This window comes from Clostridium sp. KNHs205, assembly GCF_000702945.1.
In the GTDB taxonomy this organism is placed as follows: Bacteria; Bacillota; Clostridia; order Lachnospirales; family Lachnospiraceae; genus Anaerocolumna.
Map to the genome: position 1 here is coordinate 3,978,654 of NZ_JNLE01000003.1, position 17,751 is coordinate 3,996,404.

12 protein-coding genes are annotated in these 17,751 nt (G+C 38.6%); 4 read left to right on the forward strand and 8 right to left on the reverse strand.

All coding sequences use genetic code 11. From position 1 onward, the window contains the following. Positions 1-293 precede the first annotated feature (293 nt). The gene (locus tag BR73_RS0116465; protein WP_033166430.1) at positions 294-1,229 is read left to right on the forward strand and encodes a hypothetical protein; all 936 of its coding nucleotides are present in this window, start codon (positions 294-296) and stop codon (positions 1,227-1,229) included. Here BR73_RS0116465 and BR73_RS0116470 read toward each other — a convergent pair. From BR73_RS0116470 to BR73_RS0116500, 7 genes are all read right to left on the reverse strand, one after another. After that, positions 1,216-1,806 carry a tetratricopeptide repeat protein gene (locus BR73_RS0116470; RefSeq protein WP_033166431.1) on the reverse strand — a complete coding sequence of 197 codons (591 nt, stop codon included), beginning with the start codon at positions 1,804-1,806 and terminating at the stop codon, positions 1,216-1,218. The genes BR73_RS0116465 and BR73_RS0116470 overlap by 14 nt on opposite strands. Positions 1,807-2,080: 274 nt before the next feature. Further along, positions 2,081-2,722: a hypothetical protein gene (locus BR73_RS0116475; protein ID WP_033166432.1), complete on the reverse strand. Its 642-nt coding sequence runs from the start codon at positions 2,720-2,722 to the stop codon at positions 2,081-2,083. Positions 2,723-2,749: 27 nt separating this feature from the next. Continuing rightward, on the reverse strand, positions 2,750-3,607 hold the full coding sequence (folD, locus tag BR73_RS0116480) for a bifunctional methylenetetrahydrofolate dehydrogenase/methenyltetrahydrofolate cyclohydrolase FolD (RefSeq protein ID WP_033166433.1): 858 nt from the start codon (positions 3,605-3,607) through the stop codon (positions 2,750-2,752). A 352-nt stretch (positions 3,608-3,959) separates the two neighbouring features. Continuing rightward, positions 3,960-6,257 (reverse strand): hydratase, encoded by a 2,298-nt coding sequence (locus BR73_RS0116485; RefSeq protein ID WP_033166434.1) that lies wholly within the window; start codon positions 6,255-6,257, stop codon positions 3,960-3,962. Positions 6,258-6,948: 691 nt separating this feature from the next. Further along, the gene (locus tag BR73_RS0116490; protein ID WP_242860691.1) at positions 6,949-7,884 is read right to left on the reverse strand and encodes a sugar phosphate isomerase/epimerase family protein; all 936 of its coding nucleotides are present in this window, start codon (positions 7,882-7,884) and stop codon (positions 6,949-6,951) included. After that, positions 7,859-8,881 carry a sugar kinase gene (locus BR73_RS0116495; protein WP_033166435.1) on the reverse strand — a complete coding sequence of 341 codons (1,023 nt, stop codon included), beginning with the start codon at positions 8,879-8,881 and terminating at the stop codon, positions 7,859-7,861. Before BR73_RS0116495 ends, BR73_RS0116490 begins: the two co-directional genes overlap by 26 nt. Before the next feature lie 188 nt (positions 8,882-9,069). After that, a complete protein-coding gene (locus BR73_RS0116500) occupies positions 9,070-10,551 on the reverse strand; it encodes an altronate dehydratase family protein (protein WP_033166436.1) in 1,482 nt (493 codons plus the stop codon). Positions 10,552-10,886: 335 nt separating this feature from the next. Between BR73_RS0116500 and uxaC the strand changes: the two genes are divergently transcribed. Continuing rightward, positions 10,887-12,287, forward strand: a complete 1,401-nt coding sequence (uxaC, locus tag BR73_RS0116505) for a glucuronate isomerase (protein WP_033166437.1) — start codon at positions 10,887-10,889, stop codon at positions 12,285-12,287. Between the two features lie 386 nt (positions 12,288-12,673). Here the strand turns inward: uxaC and BR73_RS0116510 are convergent, their stop codons facing one another. Further along, positions 12,674-14,134 (reverse strand): tagaturonate reductase, encoded by a 1,461-nt coding sequence (locus BR73_RS0116510; RefSeq protein WP_033166438.1) that lies wholly within the window; start codon positions 14,132-14,134, stop codon positions 12,674-12,676. A gap of 303 nt (positions 14,135-14,437) precedes the next feature. On the opposite strand from BR73_RS0116510, the gene BR73_RS0116515 reads away from it, so the two are divergent. Both BR73_RS0116515 and BR73_RS0116520 read left to right on the forward strand, forming a co-directional pair. Further along, positions 14,438-15,442, forward strand: coding sequence for a LacI family DNA-binding transcriptional regulator (locus BR73_RS0116515; RefSeq protein ID WP_033166439.1), 1,005 nt, complete (start codon positions 14,438-14,440; stop codon positions 15,440-15,442). Between the two features lie 528 nt (positions 15,443-15,970). Continuing rightward, positions 15,971-17,509: an alkaline phosphatase gene (locus tag BR73_RS0116520; protein WP_156034745.1), complete on the forward strand. Its 1,539-nt coding sequence runs from the start codon at positions 15,971-15,973 to the stop codon at positions 17,507-17,509. Positions 17,510-17,751 lie beyond the last annotated feature (242 nt).

A 17,751-nucleotide genomic window follows, 5' to 3' on the forward strand; every position in this document is an offset into this window, starting at 1 on the left:
ATTTAAGTCATAATGCGGATTCTTCGGAGTCCGCATTTTTATTTCTATCATTTATTACTAATTATCTATACATACTGCTGTTCTTCAACTACTGCTTGATTAATTCAACGACGGCTTGATAGTATTTACATAATTATTACTTTATCATATGAATATGCAGCTGGCTATTCATACATAGCTGTATAATTTAAGAATAATGAAAGGGTCACTGCCAAATATTGATTCAGTACCTGAAATAAGCATCACTTATTATTAATCAGCACTGCGGTCTTTGGTGATGAATTGGTAAAATTATGGATTATGATTATTTTTATACCCTTTGTATTCAGGGTAAGGTCTTACAGGCTATAGCTTATTTAGACCAGGAACCGGATACAGCTACCGATGAAAGCGAATTAAGGGAGCAATATTACAAAAGGTTCTGCTGGGGAAAACAACGTTATGACTTTCAAACACAGGACTTGTTATTAGAAGAGATATTAAACGGCTATTGTGAGTACTACCGCCAGGTATTAACCAGTACACCTCTTCTGGAAGCTGAAAAATATTTGACTGACACCTTAATTCAAATTCTTTCCTTAGATGAAGGGGTCGATATGGAGAATATAGAAAATCTGCTTGCACCTTTGTTTGAGGAAAGGGGTTATCACTACTTAGGGGGACAAACACTTCCCTATTGGGGGCCTTATATCTGGAAAAATACAGAAAAGGAGGTCTTTGAAGTTGACTTAAGCGATGGCAGGGAAAATGTTAACGTGTTCTTTCTTTCAGATTTTCTTATGCTTAGCTGGCTTCATTTCGCTACCTTCGGAAAATATCACACCGGTGGATATGCCAAACCCGAGGGGCTTTATTATATTGTACCTCCAAACGGTGTATTTGATATAAATGCTCCTGCATTCCAGGTGAGCTTCCTGAAACATGAAGCAAGGCACCTTAAAGACTACAGGGATTTCCCGGAGCTTAGCGGCTGGGAACTTGAATACCGGGCTAAGCTAACCGAACTAATTCATCATCCGGCTCCAGCAGAATTATTACTTAAATTTAACAGGCAGAAATCAGAGGATCAGAATACCCCCCATGCTTATGCCTCTTTACTTTTGATCAATAACATTCTGCCTATATTAAATATAGGTGAGGTCAGTCTTAGCTCATTAACAGACTTTTCACCATTAATAATCCAACAGTCAGCTCTTCAGCTATTAGAGCTTTCGATTAAACCAAGTTGAAATTCTTTAATATTTCACCTGTTTCTTCATCCTTTGTAAGCTGGTACAGAAACAGTAAAAGATAACAGGCGTATTCTGTATTGTTCTTTTCCAGTTCCAGCATGCCTGTCTTATACAAGATACCAAGGGTTTCATTTTTTCCGCCCAAGGGGATACCCTCTTTCATTAGAATATTCTGCAGGTCTTGTATATTATTAAATGCAAATTTCTTATTCATTGCTTTTTCCAGGAACCGAATCTCTTTATCGGCAGTTTCAGTTTGGTTGAAAAAATTACTATAGGTATAAGCTGCCACTGAAACTTCCGGTTTGTAGGTTTCAAGATAATACTCACCGAGAATCCGATAATATCTGCTTAAATCACTGGTGGTATAGCAAAAGGGATACAACTCCTCTGCTGTTTTATACAGCAAATCCCACTTACCGGTTCTGCGGTATACTTTCGCTAACCCGCTTCGGGTCTCTATTTCCAAAGGATTAACAGCCAGTGATTTTTCAAAGAATTCAATTGCTTCCTGAACCCTGTCCTTTTTACTGTATTTATCCGCCATTAGCCGATATAAAACATGCATTTTCATATCAGTTATTTCAAAACCTTCACTGCCAATATAATATTGATATAAATAGAGCTCAAGTAAGTGGTTTGGGCTAAAGATAATTCTGCCTTGTGACTCTTTTTCATAAAGTGCTAAAAATTCTTTCAGTTCTTTGGCAGTAACCTTATCTTCTTTCTCAAGTATTGTAAGATAATGAGATTTTAAATTATTATTTAACGTGATATTTCACCCTTTCGAAACAGGTGTGTCCGAAAAGCAAATACCGCTTTTGAACACACCTTTTTAATATGCCTTATTATTCTGTTACTTTTTTGAGTTTCTTAATATAGTTATTGATATTAATAAGTTTCATTTTCTTATGTTTTCCCGGATGTTCATAATCTCCTATAAAAGAAGTTTTTATGAAATGCCTGATACATTTTACATCTCTTTCTTTTTCAAGAGACCGCAGTCCCAGATCCAGATTCTTTCTGATCCTTGCCATAGCTTTGCTATGATCTATTTCCGTTACCAGTCTTCCGTCCTGAAAGATCAGCTCTACCACTGTCTGATAGCAATGCATTGGTTCATAATAACGTCCTGAACAAATCATGCCCGTATCATATTCTTTTATTAGTCCATTTCCGGCAATTAAACCACCGGTGAATTTAAGCGGTATATGGATTCCCTCGTAACTTGCATGGGTAATACCATAACTTATCTCACTGATTGTGGGTTTAATATCCCCGATTTCCGGGAATTTACGGTCACAAAAGACGGATAAATCCTTTAGATACAACTGGTACTCCTTTATCTCAAGATTTCCGCTGTATTGAAAGTTCTTATCCTTTTCCCATACCGGATAAATACAGAAATCTGCTGGCACATAGGGACTGTCTTCATATTTCAGAACCATATAACTGGTTCCGTCCTTTATAATATGGTTACTGCCTGTCATAATTGTTCAACCTTTCTTCTTCACTTTTTATGATATCAGTGGAACCTTATTTTTTGCACTCTCCAAACAGTTTCTCATCAGCATGGCAATAGTCATGGGGCCAACTCCTCCGGGAACAGGTGTTATAGCACTGATATGGTCTATTACATCTTCAAAGTCAACGTCTCCACAAAGCTTATTATCTGCACCTCTGTGAATACCTACATCTATTATAACAGCGCCTTCCTTCACATAATCTTTTGTTATAAATTTAGGTTTTCCAAGTGCTGCCACCAGAATATCCGCGCGTTTTGTTACCGCCTTCAAATCCTGAGTCCTTGAATGGCATATGGTAACGGTTGCATCCTCCCTTAGCAAAAGAGCTGCCATGGGTTTGCCTACAATATTGCTCCTGCCAATTATCACACACTCTTTCCCGCTAATAGAAATTCCGGAGCGTTTCAGCAGTTCAATTACACCAGCCGGTGTACAGGATACGAAGCCCTTCTGTCCGGTGCTTAAATATCCTACATTTTCAGGATGAAAACCATCTACATCCTTTGCAGGTGTTATAGCCTTTATAATAACATCCTCATTTATATGCTCAGGTAACGGAAGCTGAACAAGAATTCCGTTTACTTCCTTCTTTTCATTCAGTTCCCCAATTAAAGCAAGGAGTTCTTCCTGGGTGGTATCTTCCTTTAATTCATAGGAAAGTGATTCGAAGCCTACATATTCACAGGCTTTCTTTTTATTTTTAACATACACACCGGAGGCAGGGTCACTGCCCACCTGAACAACCGCCAGGGTAACTGTTACTCCCTGCTCTTTTAACCTTGCAGTCTCTTCTTTTACTTCATTTTTGATTTGCTCAGATATCATCTTACCGTCAATTATTTTATTCATAAACTCACTCCTGATTATACATTTCCTAGTATGGGTATTCAATCTCATATTTTACCACAGCCTGTCTACAGAAGCAATACGAAGAACCCTTATATAAGGAAAGAATCCTGTTTTCAATCATGGTATAATAATTTACAGGTAGCACTATGCTGCGCCTTTGCAAATTACAAGTCATACTGAAAATATTATCCATGCTTGGGGTCCTCCTTTCATGTTTTTTTTGCAGTATAGCACTTCATTCATATATTGTCGATATGTTTAGAAATTAATAAAATAAAAAAACCGGAAAAAACATCTCCTAAACGAGCCTCTGTTTTTTCCGGTTCAATTATTCCTGTACAATTATTTGCTATTAGCGATTATTTTCGCTTCTGTAATAGTTAATCAGACAGCCTTTTTCAATTATCTCTCTTTCGTCATCGGTTAATTCTCCCAGTCTTAGAGTGAATTCTTTCATGCCTTTTCCTACTACATAGGCTTTTATTTCAGCAGTCTTATGTGCTATGGCTTTCTTTATATCTTTGATAAACAGATAATCTCCATTTTCAAAGGGCAGTTCTCCCTCCTGTAACAGAAACGGAAGCATCCCCCAATTAATCAGATTTGAACGGTATCTCTTCGTGGCGTATTCTTTTGCGATGTTTGCAAGGCCTCCAAGAACCTTCTGACAGCTTGCTGCCTGTTCTCTGGCTGATCCGTCTCCCGGTTTAACCGCGTAAATTACACTGCCGATTTCCGTCTGCAAAGGATCTATATTAAATACTTTTTCAATTGCTTCGTATATAGGTTTTAATTCTTTACAAGCTTCAAAGATGCTTTCTCCTTTAATTCTGGCTTTCTCTGCTAACTGAATTTCTTTGGCACGCCCCACATAAGCCGGGTCTTTTCTTGAAAGGGTGAATTCAGCAAGTCCTAACGGATTAGAACGATAGGAAGAAGTCTCTCCGGAGGGAATAAGTTCATCTGTTGTAGTTACAGGGTCCTTAATTACAGATACAACCTTTAATACCAGATGCGCTGTAAGCCCTGACATGGCAGGCCAATCCACGATTCCTGGACCAAATTTGATGTCTGTTTCAGGAATCGGGTTATTGGTACCATCATAGACACGGTTATCATAAATCTTACTGTCAAAGTAATATTTGGGCTTAAGGAATTCTGTATCAATATTTTCTGCTGAAGTCAGGTAGCCTTTATTAGCTGCAGTAGCAGCGATCGATCTGGCATCCATCAGTGCTACAGAAGCAATCTGACCGCTGGTGATCTTTGAGCCTTCTCTGTTAGGGAAGTTTCTGGTTGTATGTCTGATACTGAAGCTGTTGTTGGAAGGAACATCTCCCGCACCAAAACAGGGACCGCAGAAGGCTGTTCTGATGGTTGCACCGGTTTCCATCAAGCTGGCTACGGAACCGTTCTTCACAAGTTCCATATACACAGGCTGGCTGGCAGGATAAACACTTAAGGAGAACTCATCGGCACCGATGTATTTTCCTCTTAAGATATCCGTTGCATCACAGATATTCTCAAAGCCGCCGCCGGCACATCCGGCAATAACACCCTGATCCACATAAAGTCTGTTATTTCTTATTTTCTCCTTTAAACTATATGTAATATTGCTGTTGTCAAGGCTGATGGCTGCTTTCTTCTCTGCTTCTGACAATACATCATACAGATTTTCATTCAGTTCATCAATGGTATAAACATTACTTGGATGAAAAGGCATTGCAATCATAGGTTTTATCTCAGACAAATCCACATAGATCAGACCATCATAATATACGGTTTTGTCAAGAGTAAGTTCTTTGTAATCTTCCGGTCTGTTATGTATCTCATAGAATTCTTTTACCTTAGAATCAGTGGTCCAGACGGAGGATAAACAGGTAGTTTCTGTTGTCATTACATCGATTCCGATTCTGAAATCCACAGATAATTTTCCTACGCCATCTCCGAAAAATTCCATTATCTTATTGTTAACATAACCTTTTTCAAACACTGCACCGATAATTGCAAGGGCAACATCCTGAGGACCTACACCTTTTCTGGGCTCTCCGGTTAGATAAACACCCACAACCCCAGGCATATTAATATCATAAGTTCTGTTTAAAAGCTGCTTTACCAGCTCAGGTCCGCCTTCTCCTACTGCCATGGTTCCCAGAGCACCGTAACGTGTATGGCTGTCAGAGCCTAAGATCATCTTACCGCCGCCTGCAAGCATCTCTCTTGCAAATTGATGGATAACTGCCTGATGAGGAGGTACATAGATTCCACCGTATTTCTTGGCACAGGAAAGTCCAAACATGTGGTCATCTTCGTTAATGGTACCACCTACCGCACATAAACTGTTATGACAGTTGGTAAGCACATAAGGAACCGGGAACTTTTCTAAACCGCTGGCTCTGGCAGTCTGTATGATTCCTACAAAAGTGATATCATGTGAGGTAAGTTTATCAAATTTTATTTTTAACTTCTCCATATTGCCGGAAGTATTATGTTCCTTTAAAATAGAATATGCCAGAGTATGTTTTGCTGCTTCTTCTTTCGTACAGACTTCTCCGGTTTTGGCTGTCAGTAAATCACTTGTTACTTCTCTTTCATCAAATACCTCTGTGCCGTTAAGGACGTAGGCACCTTTTTCGAAAAGCTTTATCATTCTATCGTCTCCTTTATGCTGCAGTTTCCGGCTTCAGATCTTATGAAACTGCTTATTTACAGGAAGAGTTTTAACCCTCCCTGATTCTTCTGATGTTGAGTTTATACATTTTGATTTATAAATAATAGGAATTAGAAATTCCAATAAACAGCTACCCCAATATCATAATAGTTATAGTAATAATAATCAAGATTTATTTTTAAATTTTCTTATTTTAACACTATCTTTCGTTTTTTTCTACTAGTTGAAATTTGTAAATAATCAGGAAATTAAAAGCTCTGATTCATCAGGAAAATTAACCCATATCCTATAGCAGAATGTATATATATTCAAACCATAATTTCTATAGCAATGGAAATCTTAAAGCAGTACGAAAAGAATAGGAACCTTCAGATTGGATTATTAACCAATTAGGAGCTTATAGAATAGCAAGATAAAAAAAAGGATTATTGAGATAGAAGATAAAATTACATACCGTGAAAATTTATTGATATGCTCTATTAGTCATTTGGTATATTATCCTGTATGACATCTTAATTCACAACATATCAACAGCAAACTTAAGGAGGAAAATTATCCCTCCTTCGTTTATATTCTTATAACAATAATATTATCTGACAGAGCTATAAATTAATAATTATCTTAATAGCTTTTTGTAAAAATTGAAAGCACCTAATCAACTTAAATATTCTTAATCTGCATAATAAATGTTCTTTAGATAACCAATAGCCTGAAATACATTATCCGGTGTCGTATCCTCCATTAGGATATGAATATAAGGCTTTTTCTCTTTGATCAGCTTGAATAACAACTCATAGTTGAAATCCCCCTGACCACTGGGAAGGGGCTTGAAGGTATCTCCCACCATTTTAAAATCCTTAACATGAATGGCAGCAATATTCTTTCCAAACAACTCAAAAGCACCTTTGATAATATCATCCTGTTCTTTGTAGTTACCTGCATGCAGAATATTCACCGGATCAAATATCACCTGCAGATTTGGTGAATTCACCGCCTGAAGTACCTGATAAGTTCTGTCAAGGCTGCTCATAATGTGGGTATATACGGGTTCAATACTAAAGATTACACCCATGCGTTCCGCATAATCAACAATTCTCTTAACATTCTCTATTAACCAGTCAAGTGCCTCTTTGGAGTGATTGGCTTCCTCAAAAGCATAAGCAGAATTCACTGCACCGGTTTCGGTTCCTACCATCCCACAGCCTAAATGTCTGGCAAAACGTATATGTGCTTTATAGATATCATGTATCTTCTCTCTAGAAGCCGCATCCGGATCCGTCATGTTAAGATAACAGCCCAGTACTGCTATGTCTACCTGATTTTTTGCAAATATATCCCTGATATGAAATGCCATTCCCGGTGTGAGAGCAGCAGCTTCCACATTAAAGGTGTCGATAACTTTGCTTAAAGCCAACTGGGTACAGGTCAGCCCTTTATTTTTAATATTCGCCACAAGAGTCTCTAACGGCGCTCGCTCCATATCATGGGCACGAATACCTAATTTCATATTTAATACCATGCCTTTCTCACAGCCTGCAGACTTAAGCCCGCAGGCACACATCCACCTTTGATTTGTGCTATTACCTCTGCACTCTGCCGGAAGCATCTCCTCCCACTAAGGCCTCTACATCACTTCTGGATACCAGGTTGAAGTCTCCTGGGATAGTGTGCTTTAACGCTGAAGCAGCAACTGCGAATTCCAGAGAAGCCTTCATATCTTTTCCTTCCACCAATCCGCAGATAAGTCCGGCTGCAAAGGAATCACCGCCGCCTACACGGTCAACGATACGTACCTCATACTTTTTGCTGTGATAAAACTCTTTTCCATCATAGATGCAGGCAGACCAGCCGTTATCAGAAGCTGAATAACTCTCTCTTAAAGAGCTGATAACATATTTGAAACCAAATTTATCTATCATCTGTTTAAAGATATCTTCATAACCAGCCAGCTCCAGTTCACCGCTTGTTACATTGGTACCGCTTGGCTTAAAGCCCAGAACTTTCTCTGCATCCTCTTCATTACCGATGCATACATCAACGTACTGCATTAGATTTGACATAACTTTCTGAGCTTTTTCAGAAGACCATAGTTTCTTTCTGAAGTTTAAGTCTACGGATACAGTGATGCCCTTAGCTTTCGCTGCTTTTAAGGCAAGCTCTGTAAGTTCTGCTGCTTTATCGCTGACAGCGGGTGTGATACCTGTAAAATGGAACCAGTCAGCACCTTCAAAAATAGCATCGAAATCGAAATCTTTCTCCTGTGCTTCCGCAATGGAGGAATGCGCTCTGTCATATACTACATTGGAAGCACGCATGGAAGCACCGGTCTCAAGGTAGTAGATACCTAGTCTTTCACCGCCTTTGGCAACATGGTCACAGTTAACATTATATTTTCTTAAAGCTGCTACTGCACACTCACCAATGGGATTGTTAGGTACTTTTGATACAAAATAAGCCTTATGTCCATAGTTAGCAAGAGAAACCGCTACATTTGCTTCTCCTCCACCATAATTAACATCAAAACTGTCTGATTGGATAAACTTCTGAAATCCTGGAGTAGATAAACGAAGCATGATTTCACCCATAGTAATAATTTTTGCCATTTTAATTCTCCTTTATATTGGTTTATTCATACCTGGTACAGAGCAGCACTTTAATATCAATTCAGCGCCTGGTAAAATGTTCCATCCTGTACCAGTGTAATTTAGCCTGTTTTACAGTCAGATTCAGGTTCTCATTCATGGAGATGTTTGAAACTCATCTGGGAAAAATATAAAATATCTCCTCTATTTTAGAGAGTTACGCCATCCTTCCACACAGCCATATCGTGGAAACCTTCAATTTCAGATTTTACCGTTTTTCCGGAGGCAGTGTCAAGGACAAAGCTGAATAAATTCTGGGCTATATTGTCCATTTTACCATCTTCCAGTAACACCCCTGCATTAAAATCGATCCAATTGCTCTTTCTTTCATAAAGCTTTGAGTTACTGGATATTTTCACTGTTGGTACAGGACATGCAAATGGTGTGCCCCTGCCGGTGGTAAACAGTACAATATGGGCCCCTGAGGCAGCAAGGGCTGTTGCGGCAACCAGGTCATTTCCGGGTGCGGTTAAAAGGTTCAAGCCTTTACTCTTAACTGGCGAGCCGTAAGGAAGTACATCAGAAACTGGTGCATTGCCCGATTTTTGCGTACACCCCAGGGATTTGTCTTCCAAAGTTGAAATACCGCCTTGTTTATTTCCAGGAGAAGGATTTTCATAAATTGTCTGATTATGTGAAGTATAATAATCTTTAAAACCATTGATCATGGCAACTGTTTTATCAAAGGTTCCTTCTTCTCTGCAACGGCTCATCAGAAGAGTCTCTGCTCCAAACATCTCAGGGACCTCTGTTAAGATAGTCGTGCCGCCTTTTGAAATCAGAATATCCGAAAAGGCTCCCACTAACGGATTTGCAGTAATACCGGAAAAACCGTCGCTGCCTCCGCATTTCAGTCCGATAATAAGCTCTTTTACATGGATTTCTTCTCTTGCAAAAGTGGAAGCATATTCTATCAGACCACTCAGCAGTTTAAGCGCTGCCTCAACTTCATCTTCTTCCTCCTGGCAGATAAGAAATTTCACCCTGTTCTCGTCGTATTTGCCGATGTGTTCCTTTAACTGTTCTACACCGCTGTTCTCACAACCCAGCCCAAGCACCAGAACGCCTCCTGCATTGGGATGATTCACAAGTCCTGCCAATATTTTCTTCGTGTTTTCCTGGTCCTCACCCATCTGGGAACAACCATAGGGATGCTCGAAAGCACAGACCTTTTCCACATTGTCCGACAACATTGAATTACCCTTTCTCTCCAGCAGCGCCGCTATCTTATTAACACAGCCTACCGTAGGAATAATCCATATTTCATTTCGAATACCCACCTTGCCATCTTTTCTTCGGTACCCTCTAAAATAGGCATCTTCGGTGCTTTCTAATTCTTTATAGTCTTTTTCGTATACGTAGGAGCAGAATTCACCAAGCCCGGTCTTGATATTGTGAGTGTGAACCCAGGTTCCTGCTTCAATATCTGCTTTGGCAAGACCAATTGGATTACCGTATTTTATAACCTTCTCTCCTTCTGTAATAAACTGAAGGGCGATTTTATGGCCGGAGGGAATGGCCTCTTTCACTATGAGATCAATCGTGCCAGCTTGTATTCTGTCCCCTTCTTTAAAATCTCTTAATGCAACTACCACATTATCCTGTTCATTAATTTTGATATATTCCTTCATAAAGCTCCTCTTTTCTGGAATCTGCTTCCTGCTCCGATCTTTTATATCCCGTTACATTTCGTAATAAATAAAATTTCGTTACTTCTTTGTTCCATTTCATCCAGTTATTAGGATTGTTACTCCTGATTTTACTCCCATATCCATAACCTCTGTAATATAACTATATGTAAGCTCTTACATTTAGTTTAATACAGGATTAATATAAAGTCAATTAGGTATTTTAACGATTCATCCCTTGCACCTGACTTTTAACTATGTTATAATAATTCTTAAGTTTTATTTAAAATGTAAGCACTTACAAGTAGAAATTAAAACAACAAAGCAGGAGGATAAACATGCAAAAATTTATGGATCAGGATTTTCTTTTAACCACAGAAACCGCTAAAATCTTATATCACCAGTATGCGGCCAAGCTTCCTATTATCGATTACCACTGCCATATCAGTCCAAAGGAAATTGCCGAAGATAAACAGTTCGGGAACATTACACAGGTATGGCTGGGTGGAGACCATTATAAATGGCGCCTTATGCGAGCAAACGGAATAGACGAAGCATACATTACCGGAGATGCACCGGATTACGATAAATTCTTAAGCTGGGCAAAGACATTGCAAAGAGCTATCGGAAATCCTGTATACCACTGGAGCCATCTGGAACTCCAGAGATTCTTTGGTTATTACGGAGCTTTAAATGAATCCACGGCAGAGGAAGTATGGAATCTGTGCAATGAAAAACTGGCTTCCCCTGAATTTAGCGCAAGGAATCTGATGAAGCTGTCCAATGTAGAAACCATATGTACGACGGATGATCCCATTGATTCTCTGGAGTGGCATAAACAGATTAAAGAAGATTCCTCCTTTTCCATAAAAGTGCTACCTGCTTTTCGCCCGGACAAAGCTTTAAACATTGAAAAGCCTGACTTTACAGACTATCTGCAAAAGCTTGCTGACGTTAGCAATATTTCAATCAACAGCTTTGCAGCCCTGAAGGACGCCCTAAAGAACCGAATTGATTTCTTTACCTCCTTGGGATGCTGTATCTCCGACCATGCACTGGAATATGTTATGTACATACCTGCAGAAGCTGAGAAAATCGAAGAGATTTTTCAGAAAAAGTTAAGCAGTAATACCTTAACAGAGCAGGAAATCCTTCAGTATAAAACTGCTTTCATGGTATTTGTAGGTAAGGCTTACAAGGAAGCAGGCTGGGTTATGCAGCTGCATTATGGTACCAAGAGAGACAACAACAAAAGAAGCTTTCGTTCTCTGGGTCCTGATACCGGTTATGACTGTATTAATAATATTAGCTTTTCTTCTCAATTAGCTGATTACCTAAATGCACTTCATGAAACAGATGAACTGCCAAAAACCATTGTTTATTCTTTAAATCCCAACGATAACGCTGCTATCGTAACAGTCCTTGGATGTTTCCAGGATGGCAGTGTACGAGGTAAGCTCCAGCATGGTTCTGCCTGGTGGTTTAATGATCATAAAACCGGTATGACCGATCAGATGGTTACTCTGGCCAATAGTGGACTGCTCTCTGCTTTTGTTGGAATGCTTACTGATTCCAGAAGTTTTCTCTCCTACCCCAGACACGAGTACTTCCGCAGGATTCTTAGCGACCTTATCGGCCAGTGGGTGGAAAAAGGAGAATATCCCAATGATCTGCCTCAGTTAGCTGGAATTGTTGAAGATATCTCCTATTACAATGCGAAGAAATACTTTCAGTTCTAATCTTACTAATATTGATTAGGCAAGTGAGTTGCACTAAAATGCTTAAAACAGCTGTTATCAAAGTTGATGTGACCCCTGAAGTTAAACTTTTGTCTAACATATGGGGTCGATTCAAGAATTTCTTTGATGACAGCTGTTTTCATTTGATTTCGCTTTATAATGATTGTTATGTTATATATGATCTGGTCTTATCTGATTGCATCATTTCGTTATTTTTAACTTGATAATATTTGTTATTGCATTATATTATGTTTTGTATCCTGTCTTCAATTAAATTGTTTCTTCGTAATTCTATAGCTTATTTCATGATATTAATCAACTTAATACAAGCTAAATATTCTGGTTAATTCTCGTGTACTACTATAAAGTCAACTTATTATCAGGAATCATCCCAGGATTTCCAGGCTCTTTCTCATCCCCTTCTGTTTCATGCTTTCCAGATATTCCGTTACTTTATCACTTAGGGCAGGTATAAGGGATAAATCCTGTCCATGGAAGGCTGCGTTGCTTAAGTACAATTTTACCAATTCATTTGAGGCCTTGGCAGAATTCTCTGCAAAGAACTCCAGCACCTCCTTATCATCCTGAATAATATATCCTTCTCCATTTCTTCTTCCAACTAAACTGCCGTCCTTCCATTCACTACTGCTATAGAAAGATAATAAAGCTGCTATGGAAAATACCAGATGCTCAGGCAGGGATTTATATTTTTCAAAATATCCCAGTAAACTGGGCAGACAGCGGGCTCTCCACTTGGATACGGAATTAAGGGATATTGACAGTAATGCATGCTTAATGTGTGGATTCTCAAACCTCTCAATTACCGAATCCGCAAATGTTTTAAGTTCCTCTTCGGGCAATGACAGTGTAGGAATAACCTCCTCATAGATTACCTTCTGCATGAAGTTACGTATTGCTTCATCTTTCATGGATTCTAATACATAATCATTGCCAGCCAGATAAGAAGCCAGGACAAAAGAGGTATGGGCACCATTTAAGATACGTACCTTTCTCTGTTTATAAGGTTTTTGATTATCCGTAAAAATAACCGGGAGTCCAGCCTTATCAAGTGGCAGTTCTTTACTGATATCTTTTTCGCTTTCAATTACCCATAAACCAAAAGGTTCTGCTGTCACAAGAAGATTATCCCGATAACCAAGCTTCTCCCAGATAGCTTCTGCTTCATCTTTAGGATAACCGGTAACAATCCGATCTACCAGCGTACTGCAAAATACACAAGCTTCTAAAAGCCATGTTATAAAGTCCTCCTCCAGACTCCAGATCCTGGCATATTTTAATACATATTCTTTTAATAAGATACCATTATCATCAATTAGCTCAACAGGCAGAATAATTAAGCCTTTCTCCCTGTCACCTGAGAAAGCTTTGTATCTTTCAAATAAGAACTTCGTCAATTTAGCCGGATAGGTTTTAGGCGGCAGTGCATCAAAAGAATCCTTTTCATCAAAAGCAATTCCTGCCTCAGTGGTATTCGATACCACAAATCTAAGTGTTTCTATTCTGGCAAGCCCGATAAATTTCTCATACTCATCATACACGCTGACTGCATCTTTTACAGAGGTGATAATTCGGCTTTCATTAACCTCCTTACCCTCCTGCTTACCCCGCAGCGTTAGTGTATACTGGTATTTCTGCTCATGGAACATGTCAAGGTTTCCGTATTCGATAGCCTTGAGTATAACTATGCTGCCATAAAACAGCTCCTTTTCATTGGCAACGTCAATCATATAATCCACAAATGCACGCAAAAAATTACCTTCGCCAAACTGAACGACCTTTACAGGTCTGTCTTTGGCCTTTGAAATACTGTCATCCAATAATACCATCTCTCTACCTCGTTTATCTTTTTCTTTTCTGCCAGCCAGTGTTCAGTAAATCTCCTAATGGATATAACAACACGCTGTCATGTGGGGATATTAGCACCTTGTTTCAAATAAATTATTGCATATGTAAGCGCTTACATTATTACTTTATCGTTCACACATCTGTTTGTCAAGTAATAATTCATAACTCGGCAGCAGAAAAAAATTGTTACTTGCCATATTTTAAGAATATCTGTATAATCAAACCTATGTAAGTTCTTACAATCAGTTAAGAACGAATGATTGAAAAAGGAAAAGGGGTATGGCATGAATATATATGATATCTCAAAAAAAGCAGGTGTTTCCATCGCAACTGTATCCCGGGTATTAAATAACAGTCCCAGTGTCAGTACAAAAACCAGAAATAAAGTGTTATCCATAATAGAAGAAAGCGGTTATATGCCGAACGCTTATGCAAGGGGTCTGGGGCTTAACTCTATGAATACCATCGGTATCCTATGTGCCGATTCATCTGATATCTATCTTGCCAATGCAGTATTTTATTTAGAGCGGGAATTGAAAAATAATGGCTATAACTCCATTTTGTGCTGTACAGGCTATGAGCCAAAGGACAAAGAAAATTGCCTGAAACTGCTCTTATCAAAGAAGGTAGATGCACTTATTTTAGTAGGATCAAATTTTGTAGAAAAAAATGCTGCTGACAATAATTATATTCTGGAAGCAGCCAACCAGGTACCTGTAATGCTGATCAACGGTTATCTGAAGGCTCCCAATATATTCTGTATCCTGTGCGATGAGCATCAGGCGGTTTATGATATTACAGATAAATTAATTAAGAGCGGTTATTCAGACCCTATTTTCTTATACCGATTAATGTCCTTCAGCGGTATCCAGAAAAAAGACGGATTTCTTCAGGCGATTCAAGAGAACAAAATAGAAAACCAGAACCGGGTTTATGAATGCTCCGGAGATGTGACTGATATTAAGAATTATCTTATTTCTCTCTATAAATGCGGCCGGCACTTTAACGGAATTATAGCTGCTGATGATGAAATTGCAATCGGGGCGGTCAAATTTGCTAAAGCCACGAAATTAGCTATTCCCAAAAATATTTCCATCGTAGGACATAACAATTCCAAACTTGCAAAATGCTGTGAACCGGAGCTGACCTCTATTGACAATAAGTTAGAGACTATATGTATCCAAACTGTTCTGACTTTAATGCGTATCTTTAATAATGAAAATGTTGCCGGCAGAACAGTCTTTTCAGCAGATTTAGTCCTTCGGGAAACTACCAATCTGAAGACCTGATAATATTTTCTTATTTTGAGTTATGACATTTATTCTTAAAATTTAATAAAGCTGATCTCTAATTGAACTTCCTCCTTTGATTATCTGTATGCTGTCACAACAGATTTTCAAAGGAGTTTTTTATTTGAGGATATACAGATTTGAAGATTAGTTCGGATTATCATAAAGCTTATTTCATACTCTGTTTCTTGGGTATACCACACGGCAGGCAGCTGTGGCATGTAATAAGAGTTAGATAAAAAAAGAAGCTCACATTACTCCCAGGTATTCTGTATTACTAATCAAAGGTTTTTATATTGATAAGGGGTTATATGCAGATATTGTTAAATTTTAATCTCTCTGTAAACATAATGTTAAATATTACCATGGTGTATTGTTTTTTTTGTTTGCTTATGTTATTTATGAATTAACAGTTCTTCTTAGATTGGCTCCGGAAATGCATGCAGGCTAATGTTAGGACAGGATTTGTTCTGTTACTTTAAAAAATAGGAAATGGGTCTTATGAAAGCCCAGAAGGAGTAAGAAAGTATGATGAATAAAACCTTTAAGAGAATATCTGCCTGTGCCCTGGCAGGTGTCCTTCTCTTATCCTTTGCATTCACCAATGATTTTAACAGTGCAAAAAGTACTGCTGCCGGAAGCAAGAAAGAAACACAGGCAACCAATCTTAAAGCCCCCAAGTATGTATTTATGTTTATCGGTGATGGTATGAGCTATCCCCAGATTCAGGCAGCAAGTGATTACCTCGGTGCCATTAACCAGCAAAAGGATTCCAAAGTCCTTACCGGTAACAAATATCTGAATTTTATGAAATTCCCTGTAGCAGGTTCAGCTGTTACCTATGATTCCACCTCTTTTTGTCCCGACTCCGCTTCTACTGCCACCTCACTTTCAACAGGTCATAAGACCTACAGCGGAACCATTAATATGGACGAAAACAAAAAAATATCTTATGAGACTATCTCCGAAAAAGTGAAAGAGCAGTTAGGCTATAAGGTTGGTATCATCTCCTCCGTTAACTTAAATCATGCAACTCCTGCTGCTTACTATGCTCATCAGGCCTCCAGAAATAACTATTATGCCATCGGTCTTGAAATGGTTAACAGTGGCTTTGAATATTTCGCAGGCGGTGCTTTAATCAATCCTGACGGAGACAATAAGAATGCTCCTCAGACCAGCCTTTATCAGGTAGCAAAAGATAAAGGCTACAAGGTGGTAACAACCCAAAAGGAGGCAGTAAATGTAAAAGCTTCCGATGGAAAGACGATAATTATCGGTGAGACACTGGCGGACAGCAATTCACTTTCCTATGCAAACGATGCCAAATCCAGTGAATGGAAGTTAAAGGACTACGTTAAGAAAGGCATTGATGTCCTTTATAACGAAAAAGGATTTTTTATGATGGTGGAAGGCGGTAAGATTGACTGGGCCTGTCATGCAAATGATGCCGGTTCTACTATAGCAGATACCGTTGCACTTGATGATGCAGTATCAGAAGCTATTGCTTTCTATAAAAAATACCCAAATGATACTTTAATCATCGTAACCGGAGATCATGAGACCGGAGGTCTGACAATTGGTTATGCAGGAACAGATTATGATACTTTCCTTGACAACCTGTCCAATCAGAAACTCTCCTATGCCAAATTTGATACCGATTATGTGAAGAAATACAAAGAAAACGGAACTGCTTTTGAAACAGTTCTTCAGGATATCAAAAAGAACTTTGGCCTTATAACGGACAAAGATTCCAGCGCCAAAACCAATCCTGATCTGGTACTCACCTCTTACGATTATGAGAAATTAAAAGATGCTTATATAAAAACCATAAGCGGTAAACGTGCAGAAAACAGCGAGGAATATCTCCTTTATGGCTCCTATGAGCCCCTGACTGTTACAATTACCCATATACTGAATAACAAATCCGGTATTAATTTTTCCTCCTATGCCCATACAGGGCTTCCTGTAGGTGTATTTGCACAAGGTCAGGGTGCGGATCTTTTCTCTGGCTACTATGATAATACACAGATTTATTTTAATCTTGAAAGTCTCCTGAAGGTGAAATAATACCTGTTCCAATAAGATATCATCTGCCATTTAAAAAGGAAATGGATTACTGCTGATTACTGTTAAACTTATTGTTAATCGCATTTAAATGCCATATGCAGGATATGCCTGCAAGCAGTAATCCATTTCTTTGTAAATCGATAAATCTTGTAAGTTATCTGGTAAATTATCTAAATGCACTTATGTCTTAGCAAAATTGACTTATTCCAAGACATAATATCTTAAGTTGATCTCACCATGCT

Excerpts from the sequence above, each read along its gene's own strand:
- BR73_RS0116500 (WP_033166436.1), bottom strand. The coding sequence starts at position 10,551 with ATGAAGGAATATATCAAAATTAATGAACAGGATAATGTGGTAGTTGCA.
- BR73_RS0116510 (WP_033166438.1), bottom strand. The coding sequence starts at position 14,134 with ATGGTATTATTGGATGACAGTATTTCAAAGGCCAAAGACAGACCTGTA.
- folD (WP_033166433.1), bottom strand. The coding sequence starts at position 3,607 with ATGAATAAAATAATTGACGGTAAGATGATATCTGAGCAAATCAAAAAT.
- BR73_RS0116475 (WP_033166432.1), bottom strand. The coding sequence starts at position 2,722 with ATGACAGGCAGTAACCATATTATAAAGGACGGAACCAGTTATATGGTT.
- BR73_RS0116520 (WP_156034745.1), top strand. The coding sequence starts at position 15,971 with ATGATGAATAAAACCTTTAAGAGAATATCTGCCTGTGCCCTGGCAGGT.
- BR73_RS0116515 (WP_033166439.1), top strand. The coding sequence starts at position 14,438 with ATGAATATATATGATATCTCAAAAAAAGCAGGTGTTTCCATCGCAACT.
- BR73_RS0116490 (WP_242860691.1), bottom strand. The coding sequence starts at position 7,884 with ATGCTTCCGGCAGAGTGCAGAGGTAATAGCACAAATCAAAGGTGGATG.
- BR73_RS0116495 (WP_033166435.1), bottom strand. The coding sequence starts at position 8,881 with ATGGCAAAAATTATTACTATGGGTGAAATCATGCTTCGTTTATCTACT.
- uxaC (WP_033166437.1), top strand. The coding sequence starts at position 10,887 with ATGCAAAAATTTATGGATCAGGATTTTCTTTTAACCACAGAAACCGCT.
- BR73_RS0116485 (WP_033166434.1), bottom strand. The coding sequence starts at position 6,257 with ATGATAAAGCTTTTCGAAAAAGGTGCCTACGTCCTTAACGGCACAGAG.
- BR73_RS0116470 (WP_033166431.1), bottom strand. The coding sequence starts at position 1,806 with ATGAAAATGCATGTTTTATATCGGCTAATGGCGGATAAATACAGTAAA.
- BR73_RS0116465 (WP_033166430.1), top strand. The coding sequence starts at position 294 with ATGGATTATGATTATTTTTATACCCTTTGTATTCAGGGTAAGGTCTTA.